The organism is Streptomyces sp. NH27 (genome assembly GCF_056859195.1).
In genome coordinates this window covers 1-14,199 of sequence record NZ_JACEGK010000163.1, presented here as the reverse complement: position 1 = coordinate 14,199, position 14,199 = coordinate 1, and the positions used below count along the sequence as shown (strand labels likewise).

Sequence of the window (14,199 nt, the reverse complement as noted above, 5' to 3'; positions counted from 1 at the left end):
GGGGGAGAGCAGCCACGCCACCGCGCCGGCCACCTCATCCGGCTGCCCGGGGCGCCGCATCGGGATGCGGTCGCTCTTGCGCCACGGCCGCTGTGCGTCGCCCATCGCCGCGTGGATGTCGGTCACGATCATCCCGGGTTGCACCGAGTTGACCCGTACACCCTCCTCGGCCAGCTCCTTCGACAGGCCGACCGTCATCGAGTCGACCGCCGACTTGCTCGCCGCGTAGTGCACGTACTCGCCCGGGCTGCCCAAAGTGGCCCCGCCCGAGGAGATGTTCACGATCGCGCCGCCCTTCCCGCCGTACCGGGTGGACATGTCCAGCACCGCCCGGCGGGCGCAGATGAGCGCGCCCATCACGTTGACGTCCACCACCCGGCGCATCACCTCGACCGGGGTCTCCGCGAACCGGCCGAGCGGGCCGGTGATGCCCGCGTTGTTCACCAGGCCGGTGGCCGGGCCGAGTTCGTCGCGCACCGCGCCGAAGAACGCGTCGACCTGCTGCTCGTCGCTGGTGTCGACCTGGTGCACCAGGCAGGTGCCGCCACCCGCGCGGATCTGCCGGGCCACGTCGTCGGCGGCGTCCTTCGCCCGCTCGTAGCCGATCGCGACCTGGTGGCCGGCCGCGGCCAGCCTCAGCGCCACCGCCGCCCCGATGCCCCGGCTGCCTCCCGTGACCAGGGTGACCTGCTCCATCGCCTCGCTCCTCGCTGTGCCGTTCGGCACGCCATGCCATGCCATGCCGTGCTGTTCGCCTGCTGTGTTGTGGCATGCCGTGTCATGTCGCATGCGGTGCCGCCCCGCCCCGCGGAGATCACGAACGCTATTGCAGCACACCGTCAACATCGTATGAACGTCGCATGTATCCGCTTCCGTCGGGCATGGGCAGGTTCGAGGATTGGTCTTGACCAAGTTTGCGACACGCCTCTATCGTCCCTAGTAGTGCAAGGACCTTTAATAAAGACTGGTTCGGAAACAAGGCTTAACAAGGTGTGACCCGGCAGGGCCCGGCGGTCACGACCACGGCGATTGCGAGGACAGGGTGGGGACCACGCAGCTCGAAGCGGTGCAGGAGCCGAAGTACTGGCACCTCAAGACCGTGCTGAACGACGCCCTCGACTCGGAGTTCGAGGTCGGTGAGATCCTGCCCAACGAGCGGGACCTCGCCGCGCGCTTCGGTGTCGCGCGGGCCACGCTCCGCCAGGCACTCGAACAGCTCGAGCTGGAAGGCCGGCTCCAGCGCCGGCGTGGCGTCGGCACCACCGTGGCGCCGCCCCGGATCGGAGTGGCCGTCGGCCCGTCCGCGAACGTATGGCCCGGCGCCGTGCGCGACGCGTGGAAGACCGTCGGCTGCGTCGAGGCCGCCGCCCCCGCCCCGATCGCCGCGCTGCTCGACACGGACCGCGAGGAGGCGGTGCACACCGTCCGCCGCGAGCGGGTCACGCAGGGCCAGCCGGTCGCCACCGAACTGCTCTACGTGCCGGCCGCGTCCGTGCCCGGCCTGTCGACGCTGCTCACCCCCGCCGAGCACGGCCCCGCGGTGCTGCACGAACTGCACGCCCTGGAGTTGGAGGGCGAGGACCGCTCCGTCGAGTTGGGCTCGGCCCGCGCCGAGGACGCCAAGCAGCTCGACCGGCTGCCCGGCGCACCCGTCCTGGTCGTCACCACCCGCTACTACGCGGAGGGCCGCGTCGCCGCCGCCTCCGTCGCGACGTACCGTGCCGACACCTGCCGGCTCACCTTCGGTGACTCCGGCGCGCTCGAGGTGCTGCACGAGCAGTCCGGCAGCCGCCGTCAGGCGTCCTGACGGACGGGTCCGTACCCGATCCGCTCAAGGCGCGCCCCCTCGCGTCCGCTCCACCGCCGGCCCGCCCCTAGCACCACGGGGCGGGCCGCGGTCGTGCGGGGGGAGTACAGACGCGGGGGCGTGCGGACACGGGGAGCACGGACGCGGGCGCCGCCCCAGCCGGCAGGTACGCCCCCGCTCAGTGCCGCGGCAGCGATGTCTGCTCGACCGCGAACAACTGCTCCTCCACGTGGTCGAGCGCCAGCCGCAGCGCACCCGTGGCGATCGCCTCCTGGCCCAGCGCGGACAGCACCACGTTCGGCGTCCGCAGGCAGTAGCGGGCCAACTCCGCGCGCAGCGGCTCCAGTACGCCGTCGAGACCGGCCGCCCAGCCGCCGACCACCACCAGTTCCGGGTCGATCGCCAGCACCAGCGCGGCCACGTCGTGCACCAGACGGCGCAGGAACCGGTCCAGCGCGTCCTTCGCCTGCACGTCGCCCTCGCGGGCCAGCGCGAACACCCGCTCCACGGCGGGCTCGTCCAGCGGGTGCAGCGGGGTCCCGGTGGTCGACAGCAGGTGCTCGGGGGTCACCTCGCGCCCCAGCAGGTGCAGCGCGCCGATCTCCCCGGCCGCGCCGCCGAAACCGCGGTGCAGCCGTCCCCCGATCAGTGAGCCGGCGCCCGGGCTCAGCCCGGCCAGCACGAACACCACGTCGTCCGTGCCGACCGCCGCGCCCTTCCAGTGCTCGGCGACCGCGGCCAGGTTCGCGTCGTTCTCCACCAGCACCGGGCAGCGGAACGACCGCTGCAACCGCTCGCCGAGCGCGAGCCCGGTCCAGCCCGGCAGCGCCGTGCCCAACCGGATCTCGCCGCCCGCCGCCACGATGCCCGGACTGCCGACCCCCACCGCCCACAGCGTGCTGCGCGCCACGCCCGCCTTGCGCAGCAGGTCGGCGACGGTGCCACGGACCCGGTCGATCCGGTCGTCGGCGCCGGCCGCCTCCGCCACGTCGTGGCCGAGCGTGTCCAGCACCTGGCCGCTGAGGTCGGAGAGGACCGCCCGCACCTGGTGCGCGCCGATCTCGACGCCCAGCAGGTGCCCGGCCTCGGCGTGGAAGCGGAAGCGGCGGGCCGGCCGGCCCTGCTTGCGGGTGTCGCCCGGCTCCGGGGCGACCTCGACCACCAGGTCCGACTCGGTCAGGCCCTCGATGACGCCCTCGACCGTCGGTCGGGACAGCCCGGTGGTGTGCACCAGCTCGGTGAGCGTGGGGGTCTGCGCTCCGCGCAACGCGTGCAGGACGACCGCGGAGTTGATCCGCCTGAGCAGGGACGGGTCCCCACCGGTGAGGCGCTCCAAGGTGTGTCCTTCCAGCCTGTACCTGTGTGTGGCGGATCGTACCGGGCACGGCGCCACGCGGCGAGTGCCACCGGGCACCCTTCCGCACGGCTTCGCCTGGTGGCGCCCGCCGGGCCGTGCACCCGCCCGCCGCGCACCGCCGCCGCATACCGTACGACCTGCCGAAACGCCCCCGCACCACGGCCTGGTGTCGGCCGCCCGCCGGGTCGTGTCGTCGCCCGATCGGCGAAGCTATCAGGGTTGCGACGCGGCCGGGGCACGGTGGGGTCCTCCGGTCCGGCGCAGGAGGAAGTCCAGGGCGTCGCGGGACTGCGCGTCGTGCGCGGTGCAGGCGGCCGGCAGCTGGTCGGCGTCGGTGTCGACGGACAACTGCTGGACGTCCACGGTCGGTTCGCCGGCCGTGGGGTGGCGCAGGCGTTTGGTTGGCTGCCGGGGCGCGGCGACGCGGTAGTCGGCGCCGGGGCCCGGCGACGCGGTAGTCGGCCCACCAGGTACGGAAGTCCGCGTCGCTCTGGTTCAGTTCGGCGATCAGGGCACCCAGATCCGGGTCCTCGGGGTGCCGGCCGGACTCCATGCGCAGGACCGCGACGCACTCGCGGGCCACCGCCGGCCAGTCCACGTACTGCGACCGGAAGGCGTCGTCGAGGAAGGCCGGGCGGATGAGGTTGCGCCGGGCCGGGGGCAGCGCGCCGAAGTCGACGAGCAGGGCGACCGCCGCGCGGTTCCAGGCCAGGACGTCCATGCGCCGGTGGATGATCATCGCTGGGACGTCGTGCATGTCGTGCAGGAGTTGCTGGAGGCGCGGGGCCACGTCCGGCAGCCCCGGCGCGTAGCCGGTCGGCGGGTCGAGGTCGGGCAGCGGCGGCGTGTTGCCGCGCCTCAACCCCTCGTCCGGGGAGCCGACATGTACTTGAGCGGGCCGTCCGGCGCCGCGGCCGGAGCGCCGGTGTCCGCGTCCGCAGGCGTGGTTGCCCGCTCCTCGGTGAAGGCGGTCGCGCGCAGCCGGGCGAACTCCTCGGCGAGGGCCGGGGGCGTCCAGTGCGCGTTCAGGCCGCTGGGGCTGGGCAGCACCCAGATGCGGGTGGCGCCGAGCATGCGCTCCTGCGGCCCGACCGTGGCCCGCCGGTCGGCGAACGCGACGCGGTACGCGGTCACGCCGAGCACCGCGAGCCACTGCGGCCGGTGCCGCGCCACCTTCGCGGTCAGCGCCCGGCCGCCCGCCACCAGCTCCTCGGCGGTGAGCTCGTCGGCCCGCGCGGTCGCCCGTGGTGCCACGTTCGTGAGCCCGAAGCCGAGCGCGAGCACATCCTCCTGCTCGGCGGGCGCGTACCGGCGCGGGGTGAAACCCGAGGCGTGCAGCGCCGGCCAGAACCGGTTGCCCGGCCGGGCGAAGTGCTCGCCCCGGTACGCCGACATCAAGCCGGGGTTGATTCCGCAGAACAGCACCTTCAACCCCGGCCCGACGACGTCCCGCAGCGTAAGGGTGCGGGCCTGCGCCAGTTCCTCCGGCGTCAGAGGATCGCCCCCGGCCGGTACGCCGCCGCGCTCGGGTACGCCTTCACGACCTCCTCGACCCGGCGCGCGACCTCCGCGACCTGATCAGCCGCGGCACCGGTGAACGACAGCCGGTCGGCCATCAGCGCGTCCAGCGCCGCCCGGTCCAGCGGGATGCGCGGGTCGGCGGCGAGCCGGTCCAGCAGTTCGTTGCGCTCGGTGCCCTGCTCGCGCATCGCCAGCGCCGACGCGACCGCGTTCTCCTTGATCGCCTCGTGCGCGGCCTCCCTGCCCACCCCGGCGCGCACCGCGCCCATCAGCACCTTCGTGGTGGCCAGGAACGGCAGGTAGCGGTCCAGTTCGCGTGCCACGACGGCCGGGAACACCCCGAACTCGTCCAGCACCGTCAGGAATGTCTCCAGCAGCCCGTCGAACGCGAAGAACGCGTCCGGCAGCGCCACCCGGCGCACCACCGAGCAGGACACGTCGCCTTCGTTCCACTGGTCGCCGGACAGTTCCCCGGTCATCGAGGCGTAGCCGCGCAGCACCACCATCAGGCCGTTGACCCGCTCGCAGGACCGGGTGTTCATCTTGTGCGGCATCGCCGAGGAGCCGACCTGGCCGGGCTTGAAGCCCTCGGTGGCCAGTTCGTGCCCCGCCATCAGCCGGATCGTCTTCGCCAGCGACGACGGCGCCGCGGCCAGCTGCACCAGCGCGGTCACCGCCTCGTAGTCCAGCGACCGCGGGTAGACCTGGCCGACGGAGCTGAACGCCCGCGAGAAGCCCAGGTGTTCGGCGACCCGGTGCTCCAGGTCGGCGAGCTTGCCGCTGTCCCCGCCGAGCAGGTCCAGCATGTCCTGCGCGGTGCCGACCGGGCCCTTGACGCCGCGCAGCGGATACCGCGCCAGCAACTCCTCGACCCGTCCGAACGCCACCAGCAGCTCGTCGGCCGCCGTCGCGAACCGCTTGCCGAGCGTGGTCGCCTGCGCCGCGACATTGTGCGAGCGGCCCGCCACCACCAGCTCGCCGTACTGCCCGGCGAGCTGTCCGAGCCGGGCGAGCACCGCGACCGTACGGTCCCGCGCGTGTTCGAGCGACAGCCGGATCTGCAACTGCTCGACGTTCTCGGTCAGGTCCCGCGAGGTCATGCCCTTGTGCACCTGCTCGTGCCCGGCGAGCGCGTTGAACTCCTCGATGCGGGCTTTCACGTCATGCCGGGTGACCTTCTCGCGCTCCGCGATCGAGTCGAGGTCGACCTGCTCCAGCACCCGCTCGTAGTCCGCGATCGCCCCCGGCGGCACCTCGATGCCCAGGTCCGCCTGGGCCTGCAGCACCGCCAGCCACAGCCGGCGCTCCAGCACCACCTTCTGCTCGGGCGACCACAGTGCGGCCAGCTCCGCGGAGGCATAGCGACCGGCGAGGACATTCGGGATACGCGGCTTGGCTGTCACGTGTGGTGATTCTACTGGTCGCGGGGGGTGCCCCGTACGGTCAGCGCTCGCCGCTCGGCACGGCTCGTGCGGCGAACGGGTCGTACGACACGTCGTGCGGCATGTCGTACGGCAGCAGCTCGGCCCGCTTGGGGCTGCGGCCGTCGCCGCTGGACCGCCCGGTCAGGCGGCGGCCGATCCACGGCAGCAGGTGGGCGCGGGTGAAGCGCAGATCGGAGACACGGCGGGCGGCCCAACCGGCGCGCACCTCCGGGGGCAGCGGGCGGGTCCAGTCCGCCTGTCGGGGCAGGCCGAGCGCCTGCCAGACCGCCTCCGCGACCCGTTCGTGGCCCTCCGCGGTCAGGTGCAGCCGGTCCTCGGCCCACATCCGCGCGTCACCCAGCACGTGCGCCCCGTACAGGTCGACGACGACCGCGCCGTGCGCGGCCGCCAGCGACTCCACGAAGTCGAACAGCTCCACCATCCGCGGCAGGAACCGCGTCGCCACCGGGCCGCGCCTGATCGGGCTGCGCATCAGCACCAGGCGGTCGCAGGCCGGGGCGAGGCGCTGTACGCAGCTCTCCAGCACCGCGCACACCGCCGCCACGTCGCAGCCCGGCCGCAGTACGTCATTGAGCCCGCCGACCAGCGTGATCACGTCCGGGCGCATCGCGGCCGCCGCGTCCACCTGCTCGTCGGCGATCTGCCGGATCAGCTTGCCGCGCACCGCGAGGTTGGCGTAGCGCACGCCCTCACCGCCGGACCCCTGGGACGTCGCCGCGAGCCGCGCCGCGAGCAGGTCCGCCCACCCGCGGTACGAACCGTCGGGCAGCAGGTCCGACATGCCCTCGGTGAAGGAGTCTCCGACGGCGACGAGGCTGGAATATGTGACTGGCGTCTGCATGGCACGCAGATCCTACCGGCGGGAACACCATGGCAACGGCGGCCCCTGCCGGCCGCGGTGTTCTTGCCCGCGGCGAGATCCGGGGACCGTCGGCGGGCCGTCAGCGGGCCGTCAGCGGGCCAGGTACGCGGCGGCGCCCAGGGCGCCGGCCGCCGCGCTGCCACCGATCACGGCGGCCGCCAGGCAGCGCCTTCTGAGGTACCGGTAGCGCTCCGTGTACTCGTCGCGGAGTTCCGCGGCGCGATCGACGATGCGCCGCAGCACCTCGCGGGACACCCGCACGCGGTCGGCGACGTAGACCCGTTCGACCTCCTCGCGCTGCGCGGTCGTCAGCCAGGGCAGATGTGCGGTGAAGCCGGCTGCCTCACGGCGGGCCTGCGCCAACTCCGCGTTCCACAGCAGATAGCCCTCGATCCGGTCGAGCCCTGAGAGGTGGTTCCTGTCCGCGCCCACGAGTGATCCCGTCCGATCATCGGCTGCTAGTGCCCCTCCCGGCAAGGTTTGCCCCGCTCGCCGCCCTGGCACGCGCGCCCTCCCCCTGCCTTCGGCGGGTGGTGCCCCCAGCGTTGGCCGAAAGCCCGAGTAGGCCCACTACGAGGGCTTCCGGCCGCCTTGCGGCCTGGGGGCACCCCCACGCCGAAGGCCATGGGGGAGTGCCAGGACACCTCGCTACCGGGCAAACCTTGCCGGTCACGGCACTAGTTGTCTGTGTCGCCCGGCGTCACCGGGATGGACCGGGCCGGCCGGTGGGAGGAGTCGTCGAGGGTCGAGATCTCCGGATGGTGCAGGTCGAACGCCGGCGACTCGGAGCGGATCCGGGGCAGGGTGACGAAGTTGTGCCGCGGCGGCGGGCAGGAGGTCGCCCACTCCAGCGAACGGCCGTAGCCCCACGGGTCGTCGACCCCGACCTTCTTGCCGTACTTCGCCGTCTTCCACACGTTGTAGAGGAACGGCAGTATCGACAGGCCGAGCAGGAACGAACTGATCGTGGAGACGGTGTTGAGCGTGGTGAAGCCGTCCGCCGCGAGGTAGTCGGCATAGCGGCGGGGCATTCCGATGACACCCAGCCAGTGCTGCACCAGGAAGGTGCCGTGGAAACCGAAGAACAGCGTCCAGAAGGTGATCTTGCCGAGCCGCTCGTCGAGCATCTTGCCGGTCATCTTCGGCCACCAGAAATGGAATCCGGCGAACATCGAGAACACCACCGTGCCGAAGACGACGTAGTGGAAGTGCGCGACCACGAAGTAGGAGTCCGAGACGTGGAAGTCCAGTGGCGGCGATGCCAGGATCACCCCGGTCAGACCGCCGAAGAGGAAGGTGATCAGGAAGCCGATGGACCACAGCATCGGTGTCTCGAAACTCAGCGAACCTCGCCACATGGTGCCGATCCAGTTGAAGAACTTCACCCCGGTCGGCACCGCGATCAGGAAGGTCATGAACGAGAAGAACGGCAGCAGCACCGAGTCGGTGACGTACATGTGGTGCGCCCACACCGTGATCGAGAGGCCGGCGATGGCGATCGTCGCCGCGACCAGCCCCAGATATCCGAAGATCGGCTTGCGGGCGAAGACCGGGATCACCTCGCTGATGATCCCGAAGAAGGGCAACGCGATGATGTACACCTCTGGGTGGCCGAAGAACCAGAAGAGGTGCTGCCACAGGATCGCGCCGCCGTTGGCCGCGTCGAAGATGTGCGCCCCGAACTTCCGGTCGGCCTCCAGGCACAGCAGCGCGGCGGCCAGCACCGGGAAGGCGAAGAGGACCAGCAGCGATGTGAGCACCACGTTCCAGCAGAAGATCGGCATCCGGAACATCGTCATGCCGGGGGCGCGCATGCAGATGATCGTGGTGATGAAGTTGACCGCGCCGAAGATCGTGCTGAAGCCCGTCATCACCAGGCCCATGATCCACATGTCGGCACCGATACCGGGCGAGTTGATCGCGTTGGACAGTGGCGAGTAGGCGAACCAGCCGAAGTCGGCCGCGCCCTGCGGGGTGACGAATCCGCCCACCGCGATCAGCGAGCCGAACAGGTAGAGCCAGTAGGCGAGCATGTTCAGCCGCGGGAACGCCACGTCGGGCGCGCCGATCTGCAGCGGCATGATCCAGTTGGTGAAGCCCGAGAACAACGGTGTCGCGAACAGCAGCAACATCACGGTGCCATGCATCGTGAACGCCTGGTTGTACTGCTCGGCGGACAGGAACTGAAGGCCGGGGCGGGCGAGTTCGGCCCGCATCAGCAGCGCCATCACGCCGCCGATGAGGAAGAAGGCGAATGTCGTCACCAGGTATATCGTGCCGATCGTCTTGTGATCGGTGGTGGTCGCCCAACTCACGAACACGCTGCCCGGGCGCTTCCGCCTGGCCGGCACCTCGTCCTCATAGGAATCGTCGACGCCGACCGGCTCCGCGGTACTGCCAGCCGTCACTTCATCACTCCCCTGAATTCGACGCCGGCCGGTGATCGGCCGTAGTCGAACAATGGCAATCACGGGGCATTCACCGAAGCGGCCTCGCCGACGGGTCAGCCGGGTTGATCAATAGTCGGGTAGATCGAAAGTCGGGAATGCGCATCGCGCGCTGCGCCGAAGGCTCGTGCCGGGAAGGCGGACCGCACGCCGGGGGACACCGGAGGACGCAGGGGACGCCGAGTGACGCCGGGACGCCGGGGCGCCGAGGGACACCGTCGCGGTGCCCAGGGGGTCAGGCCCGGCCCCGCCCCACCAGCTCCTTGAGGACGTCCTCCATGGTGACCAGGCCGACCCCGTGCCCGTCGGCGTCCACCACCGCGGCGAGGTGTGCGCGGCCGGCGCGCATGGCGGTGAGGACGTCGTCGAGCGGCGTGGCCGCGCCGACGCGGGTGATACGGCGCAGCGCCGAACGGGGAAAGGGGGCGTCACGCGGCTCGGCGTCGAGAGCGTCCTTGACGTGGAGGTAGCCGAGGACGCGCCCGTCGTCGTCGGCGACCGGGAAGCGGGAGAAGCCGGACCGGGCGCTCAGGGTCTCCAGCCCCTCCGCGGTGATGCCGAGCCGGGCGCGTACCACCTTCTCCGGCGGCAGCACGATCTCGCCGACCGGCCGCCGGCCCAGCTCCAGCGCGTCCCGCAGCCGCTCAGCGGCCCGCTCGTCCAGCAGCCCGGCGGCGCCCGCGTCCACCACCATCCGCGACAGCTCGTCGTCGGAGAACACCGCGGCGATCTCGGTGCGCGGCTCCACCCGCGCCAGCCGCAGTCCCGCGTTGGCGAGCGCGTTGATGGCGAAGATCAGCGGGCGCAGCGCCCGGGTGAGCGCGACCAGTGGCGGCCCCAGCAGCAGGGCCGACCGCACGGGGTCGGCGAGCGCGATGTTCTTCGGCACCATCTCACCGAAGAGCATGTGCAGGTAGGTCGCCAGCGCCAGCGCGATCACGAACGACACCGGGTGCACCGCGCCGTCCGGCAGCCGCGCCACATGGAACAGCGGCTCCAGCAGGTGCGCGATCGCCGGCTCCGCGACGATGCCGAGTACCAGCGTGCAGGCGGTGATGCCGAGCTGGGCGGCGGCCAGCAGCGGCGAGATGTGCTCAAGGCCCCACAGCACCCGGCGCGCCCGCCGGTCGCCGGCCTCGGCCCGCGGCTCGATCTGGTCGCGGCGCACCGAGATCAGCGAGAACTCGGCGCCGACGAAGAAGGCGTTCACCACGATGGTGAGCAGGCCCACCACCAGCTGGACGGCGGTCACCGCGCGGCCCCCGTCCCGTCGGCGGCCCCGGCGCCGTCCCCGGTGCCGGGCCCGCTCGGCGGGGAGACCAGCCGGGCCCGCGCGGCGCGCCGTCCGCTCGCGTCGGTGATCTCGATCCGCCAGCCCTCCACCTCGACCACGTCACCGCGCTCCGGGATCCGCCCGAGCCGCTGCGCGACCAGGCCGGCCAGCGTCTCGTAGGGGCCGTCGGGCGCGTGCAGCCCGATCCGCTCCAGCCGGTCCTCGGTGCGGGCCGCGCCGTCCGCGTCGTAGATCCGGCGGCCCAGCGGGTCCTCGCGCAGGAAGAGCAGGTCGGGCACTTCGAGCGGGTCGTGCTCGTCGCGCACCTCGCCGACCACCTCCTCGACGATGTCCTCCAGCGTCGCGACGCCCGCGGTGCCGCCGTACTCGTCGATCACCACGGCCATCGACCGGCGGCCGGAGAACCGGTCGAGCAGCCGGTCCACGGCCAGGGAGTGCGGCACCAGCAGCGGCTCGCGCAGCAGCTCGGTGACCGGCACCCGGGGTCTGTGGTCGGCGGGGACCGCCAGCACGTCCTTGATGTGCACGGTGCCGATCACCGCGTCGAGGGTGCCGCGGTAGACCGGGAAACGGGACAGGCCGGTGGCGCGGGTGGCGTTCGCGACGTCCTCGGCGGTGGCGCGCGCCTCCAGGGCGGTGACCTGGACCCGGGGCGTCATCACGTTCTGCGCGGTCAGGTCGGCCAGGCCGATGGTGCGTACGAACAGCTCGGCGGTGTCCGGCTCCAGCGCGCCCGCCTTCGCCGAGTGCCGGGCCAGCGCGCGCAGCTCCTGCGGGCCCCGCGCGGAGGCCAGTTCCTCGGCCGGCTCCAGGCCCATCCGGCGCAGCACCCGGTTGGCGGTGTTGTTCAGGTGCCGGATCAGCGGCCCGAACGCCGCACTGAACGCGCGCTGCGGGGCCGCGACCGCCTTCGCCACCTCCAGCGGCCGGGAGATCGCCCAGTTCTTCGGCACCAGCTCGCCGATGACCATCAGCGCCACCGTGGACAGCACCGTGCCCAGCACCAGCGCCAGCGAAGCCGCCCCGGACTCGGGCAGCCCCGCGGCCCGCAGCGGCCCGCGCAGCAACTTCGCGACCGACGACTCGGCCAGCATGCCGATGATCAGCCCGGTGACGGTGATCCCGAGCTGCGCGCCGGACAACTGCACGGTCAGCGAACGGGCCGCGGCCAGCGCCGCCGCCGCCCCGCGCTCCCCGTCCCTCGCCGCGCGCTCCAGCTCGCCGCGCTCGACGGTCGTCAACGAGAACTCCGCCGCGACGAACCCCCCGCACACGAACGTGAGCAGCAGCGCCACCGCCACCAAGAGCGTTTCGATCATCGGAACACCTCGCACCCATGATCAACCAGCCACCGCCCACCCGCACCCACACGAACCCGGCAAAGTGGGTCCAAGGCGCCCAGAACCAAGGGGTGCGGGGAGCTGCGCGGCGAGCCCCCACCGGCGGCTGGTCCCGGAACCGACAGCACGGGCCACCCCGGAGGGTCCGCCCGAGCCGGGTGCTAGGCCAACCACTTCGTCCAGCGCCGCCACTGCTCCTCGGGCAGGTACCCGCCCGCCCGCCAAGCGTGCTGCGCCCGTTCGTTCGCCTCCAGCACCATCGCGTCGCCGCGCCGCCCGCCGAGCGCGCGGAACCGCTCCTCCGCCGCTTCCAGCAGCGCCCGGGCCACACCCTGCCTGCGGGCATCCGGGTGAACGGCGAGCCGGTACAGATGGCACCGCCACCCGTCGAACCCGGCGATCACCGACCCCACCAGGGCCCCGTCGCGCTCGGCGAGCAGCAGCGCCTCCGGGTCGCGCGTGACCAGCCCGACCACCCCCGCCTCGTCGTCGCTGATGCTGGTGCCCTCCGCGGCCACCTGCCAGAAGGCCAGTACGGCGCCGGCGTCCGCGGCCGCGGCCGGCCGTATCCGAAGATCGTCCATGCGCCCCAGCCAATCAGCCCCGGTCGCCGCGCCCCGGACAATTTCGCGATCCGAGACATGGCGGACGGAGCGGCCGGCGGCCCGGTCCGGACGATCCCGGAGAGCGCTCTTGCCGCTACTAGCACCCGAGCACTAGCGTGGACGCATGGCGAAAACCCAGTTGAACGTGCGGGTGGAAGAAGCCACGGCGGAGACGGCGCGGGAGCGCGCCTCGCAGCGCGGCATCAGCGTGAACCGCTACATCGAGGAACTCGTCCAGCAGGACGAGGGGGAGAACGGCCGGGCGTTCGTCCAGGCGGCGGCCGATTTCATGAAGCGCTACGAAGCGGTCTTCGACGAGGAGTTCGGCAGTACACCCCACACCGGTGAAGGCGCCCGTTGACCCTGCGGATCGACCTCGCCTGGCTGCTGATGGTCGCCGAACACAACACGCCGGGGGACCCGCAGGTCACCGACTGGGGCGCGCTCGTGGCCGCCGTGAGCCGGCACCGCGCCGAGATATTCGGCCGCCCCGTCTACGGAGACGAGCACCTGCGGGCCGCCGCGCTGCTCCAGTTGCTGCTGCACGTCCCGGCCCTGGAGCGGTCCAACGCGCTGTTCGCCACCGCCGTGGCCTACGCCTACCTCGTCGCGGAAGGGCTGAAGGTCACCACGTCGGCCGAGCAGGTCCGCGATCTGGCCCGCCTGGTCAAGGACGGCGGGGTCGGCGTCGACCGCATCGCCGGCGAACTGCGCGCCTGGACCCGCTGAGGGTGGCGCCGGGGCGCCGATCCGGACCGGGCCACAAGCCCCCGCCCTACCCCTGCGCGGCGGGCTGCGGGGGCCCGTAGACCTGTGCGAAGGCGGCCTGGTCCCACACGCCGCCCAGCTGTGGGGCGAGCCAGTCGCGGGCCGCGGCGCGGAACGCCGTCGGCGACAGGGACGCGGCGGCCTGCGGCAGCGCGCCCAGCAGCGGCGCCCCCGCCGACTCCGGCAGGTCCAGCACGTTGCAGCGCTCGGCCAGGCCCGGCTCGCTCGCCCAACTGCCGATGATCACACCGAGGCAGGTGAGTTTGCGGGCCCGCATCGCCTCCGCGGTCAGCGCTGTCGCGTTCAATGTGCCCAGCCCCGCCTGCGTGACCAGCAACACCCCCGCGTGCAGCAGGGCCGCCGCGTCCGCGAGCGTCGAGCCCTTCTCGTCGTACCGCACCAGCAGCCCCCCGGCGCCCTCCACCAGCACCACGTCGTGCACGGCCGAGAGTTTCGCCGCGGCCTCGGCGATCTCCTCCGGGGTCACCGCCGGCCGCGCCGACCGCCGCGCCGCCGTCGCCGGCGCCAACGGCTCCGGGTAGCGCGCCAGTTCCACCGCCGTCACCTCGCCGGCCAGCCGCGCGACCTCCGCGGCGTCCCCGGGTTCGCCCTCAAGCACCCCCGTCTGCGCGGGTTTCAGCACCGCCACGCTCAACCCCTGCGCAAGCGAAGCAGCCGCGACCGCCGCCGTCGCCACCGTCTTGCCCACCTCGGTGCCCGTCCCGGTCACCACAACGATCGCCATACCCGCAC

Annotated in this window: 15 protein-coding genes and 1 pseudogene; 3 read left to right on the top strand and 13 right to left on the bottom strand. The window is 72.5% G+C overall.

From position 1 onward, the window contains the following. The coding region (locus tag AC13HU_RS15670; RefSeq protein ID WP_483042472.1) for an SDR family NAD(P)-dependent oxidoreductase at window positions 1–696 on the bottom strand (696 nt) is incomplete at its 3' end. 346 nt (window positions 697–1,042) lie between these two features. On the opposite strand from AC13HU_RS15670, the gene AC13HU_RS15665 reads away from it, so the two are divergent. After that, on the top strand, window positions 1,043–1,807 hold the full coding sequence (locus AC13HU_RS15665) for a GntR family transcriptional regulator (RefSeq protein WP_483042471.1): 765 nt from the start codon (window positions 1,043–1,045) through the stop codon (window positions 1,805–1,807). A 178-nt stretch (window positions 1,808–1,985) separates the two neighbouring features. Here AC13HU_RS15665 and AC13HU_RS15660 read toward each other — a convergent pair whose 3' ends face one another. The 11 genes and pseudogenes from AC13HU_RS15660 to AC13HU_RS15610 all read right to left on the bottom strand — a co-directional run bounded on the left by AC13HU_RS15660 (window position 1,986) and on the right by AC13HU_RS15610 (window position 12,657). Continuing rightward, the gene (locus tag AC13HU_RS15660) at window positions 1,986–3,143 is read right to left on the bottom strand and encodes an ROK family protein (RefSeq protein ID WP_483042470.1); all 1,158 of its coding nucleotides are present in this window, start codon (window positions 3,141–3,143) and stop codon (window positions 1,986–1,988) included. Window positions 3,144–3,377: 234 nt separating this feature from the next. After that, the gene (locus AC13HU_RS15655; protein ID WP_483042469.1) at window positions 3,378–3,527 is read right to left on the bottom strand and encodes a hypothetical protein; all 150 of its coding nucleotides are present in this window, start codon (window positions 3,525–3,527) and stop codon (window positions 3,378–3,380) included. Between the two features lie 103 nt (window positions 3,528–3,630). After that, window positions 3,631–3,903: pseudogene (locus AC13HU_RS15650) on the bottom strand (MmyB family transcriptional regulator); the annotation flags it as partial. A 119-nt stretch (window positions 3,904–4,022) separates the two neighbouring features. Then, on the bottom strand, window positions 4,023–4,658 hold the full coding sequence (gene mug / locus AC13HU_RS15645) for a G/U mismatch-specific DNA glycosylase (RefSeq protein ID WP_483042474.1): 636 nt from the start codon (window positions 4,656–4,658) through the stop codon (window positions 4,023–4,025). Then, window positions 4,655–6,088, bottom strand: a complete 1,434-nt coding sequence (gene purB / locus AC13HU_RS15640) for an adenylosuccinate lyase (RefSeq protein WP_483042468.1) — start codon at window positions 6,086–6,088, stop codon at window positions 4,655–4,657. Before purB ends, mug begins: the two co-directional genes overlap by 4 nt. Before the next feature lie 40 nt (window positions 6,089–6,128). After that, a complete protein-coding gene (locus AC13HU_RS15635) occupies window positions 6,129–6,971 on the bottom strand; it encodes an SGNH/GDSL hydrolase family protein (RefSeq protein WP_483042467.1) in 843 nt (280 codons plus the stop codon). 111 nt (window positions 6,972–7,082) lie between these two features. Next, window positions 7,083–7,424, bottom strand: a complete 342-nt coding sequence (locus AC13HU_RS15630; RefSeq protein ID WP_483042466.1) for a hypothetical protein — start codon at window positions 7,422–7,424, stop codon at window positions 7,083–7,085. Between the two features lie 245 nt (window positions 7,425–7,669). Next, entirely contained in the window at window positions 7,670–9,400 is a 1,731-nt protein-coding gene (gene ctaD / locus AC13HU_RS15625) for an aa3-type cytochrome oxidase subunit I (RefSeq protein ID WP_483042465.1), read from the bottom strand. A gap of 274 nt (window positions 9,401–9,674) precedes the next feature. Next, window positions 9,675–10,691, bottom strand: a complete 1,017-nt coding sequence (locus tag AC13HU_RS15620; RefSeq protein ID WP_483042464.1) for a hemolysin family protein — start codon at window positions 10,689–10,691, stop codon at window positions 9,675–9,677. Beyond that, window positions 10,688–12,052, bottom strand: coding sequence for a hemolysin family protein (locus AC13HU_RS15615; RefSeq protein ID WP_483042463.1), 1,365 nt, complete (start codon window positions 12,050–12,052; stop codon window positions 10,688–10,690). The genes AC13HU_RS15620 and AC13HU_RS15615 overlap by 4 nt, the downstream gene beginning before the upstream one ends. Window positions 12,053–12,234: 182 nt before the next feature. Continuing rightward, window positions 12,235–12,657, bottom strand: a complete 423-nt coding sequence (locus tag AC13HU_RS15610; protein WP_483042462.1) for a GNAT family N-acetyltransferase — start codon at window positions 12,655–12,657, stop codon at window positions 12,235–12,237. 145 nt (window positions 12,658–12,802) lie between these two features. On the opposite strand from AC13HU_RS15610, the gene AC13HU_RS15605 reads away from it, so the two are divergent. Together AC13HU_RS15605 and AC13HU_RS15600 are read left to right on the top strand one after the other, a co-directional pair. Beyond that, the gene (locus AC13HU_RS15605) at window positions 12,803–13,039 is read left to right on the top strand and encodes an antitoxin (protein WP_483042461.1); all 237 of its coding nucleotides are present in this window, start codon (window positions 12,803–12,805) and stop codon (window positions 13,037–13,039) included. Next, window positions 13,036–13,407 (top strand): fic family toxin-antitoxin system, toxin component, encoded by a 372-nt coding sequence (locus AC13HU_RS15600; protein WP_483042460.1) that lies wholly within the window; start codon window positions 13,036–13,038, stop codon window positions 13,405–13,407. Before AC13HU_RS15605 ends, AC13HU_RS15600 begins: the two co-directional genes overlap by 4 nt. A 46-nt stretch (window positions 13,408–13,453) precedes the next feature. Here AC13HU_RS15600 and bioD read toward each other — a convergent pair whose 3' ends face one another. Then, window positions 13,454–14,191, bottom strand: coding sequence for a dethiobiotin synthase (bioD, locus tag AC13HU_RS15595; RefSeq protein ID WP_483042473.1), 738 nt, complete (start codon window positions 14,189–14,191; stop codon window positions 13,454–13,456). Window positions 14,192–14,199: the final 8 nt, after the last annotated feature.

What these genes read in the sequence shown, in the direction of transcription:
- AC13HU_RS15635 (WP_483042467.1), bottom strand. Translation starts at nt 6,971, where the DNA reads ATGCAGACGCCAGTCACATATTCCAGCCTCGTCGCCGTCGGAGACTCC.
- AC13HU_RS15615 (WP_483042463.1), bottom strand. Translation starts at nt 12,052, where the DNA reads ATGATCGAAACGCTCTTGGTGGCGGTGGCGCTGCTGCTCACGTTCGTG.
- AC13HU_RS15610 (WP_483042462.1), bottom strand. Translation starts at nt 12,657, where the DNA reads ATGGACGATCTTCGGATACGGCCGGCCGCGGCCGCGGACGCCGGCGCC.
- AC13HU_RS15605 (WP_483042461.1), top strand. Translation starts at nt 12,803, where the DNA reads ATGGCGAAAACCCAGTTGAACGTGCGGGTGGAAGAAGCCACGGCGGAG.
- bioD (WP_483042473.1), bottom strand. Translation starts at nt 14,191, where the DNA reads ATGGCGATCGTTGTGGTGACCGGGACGGGCACCGAGGTGGGCAAGACG.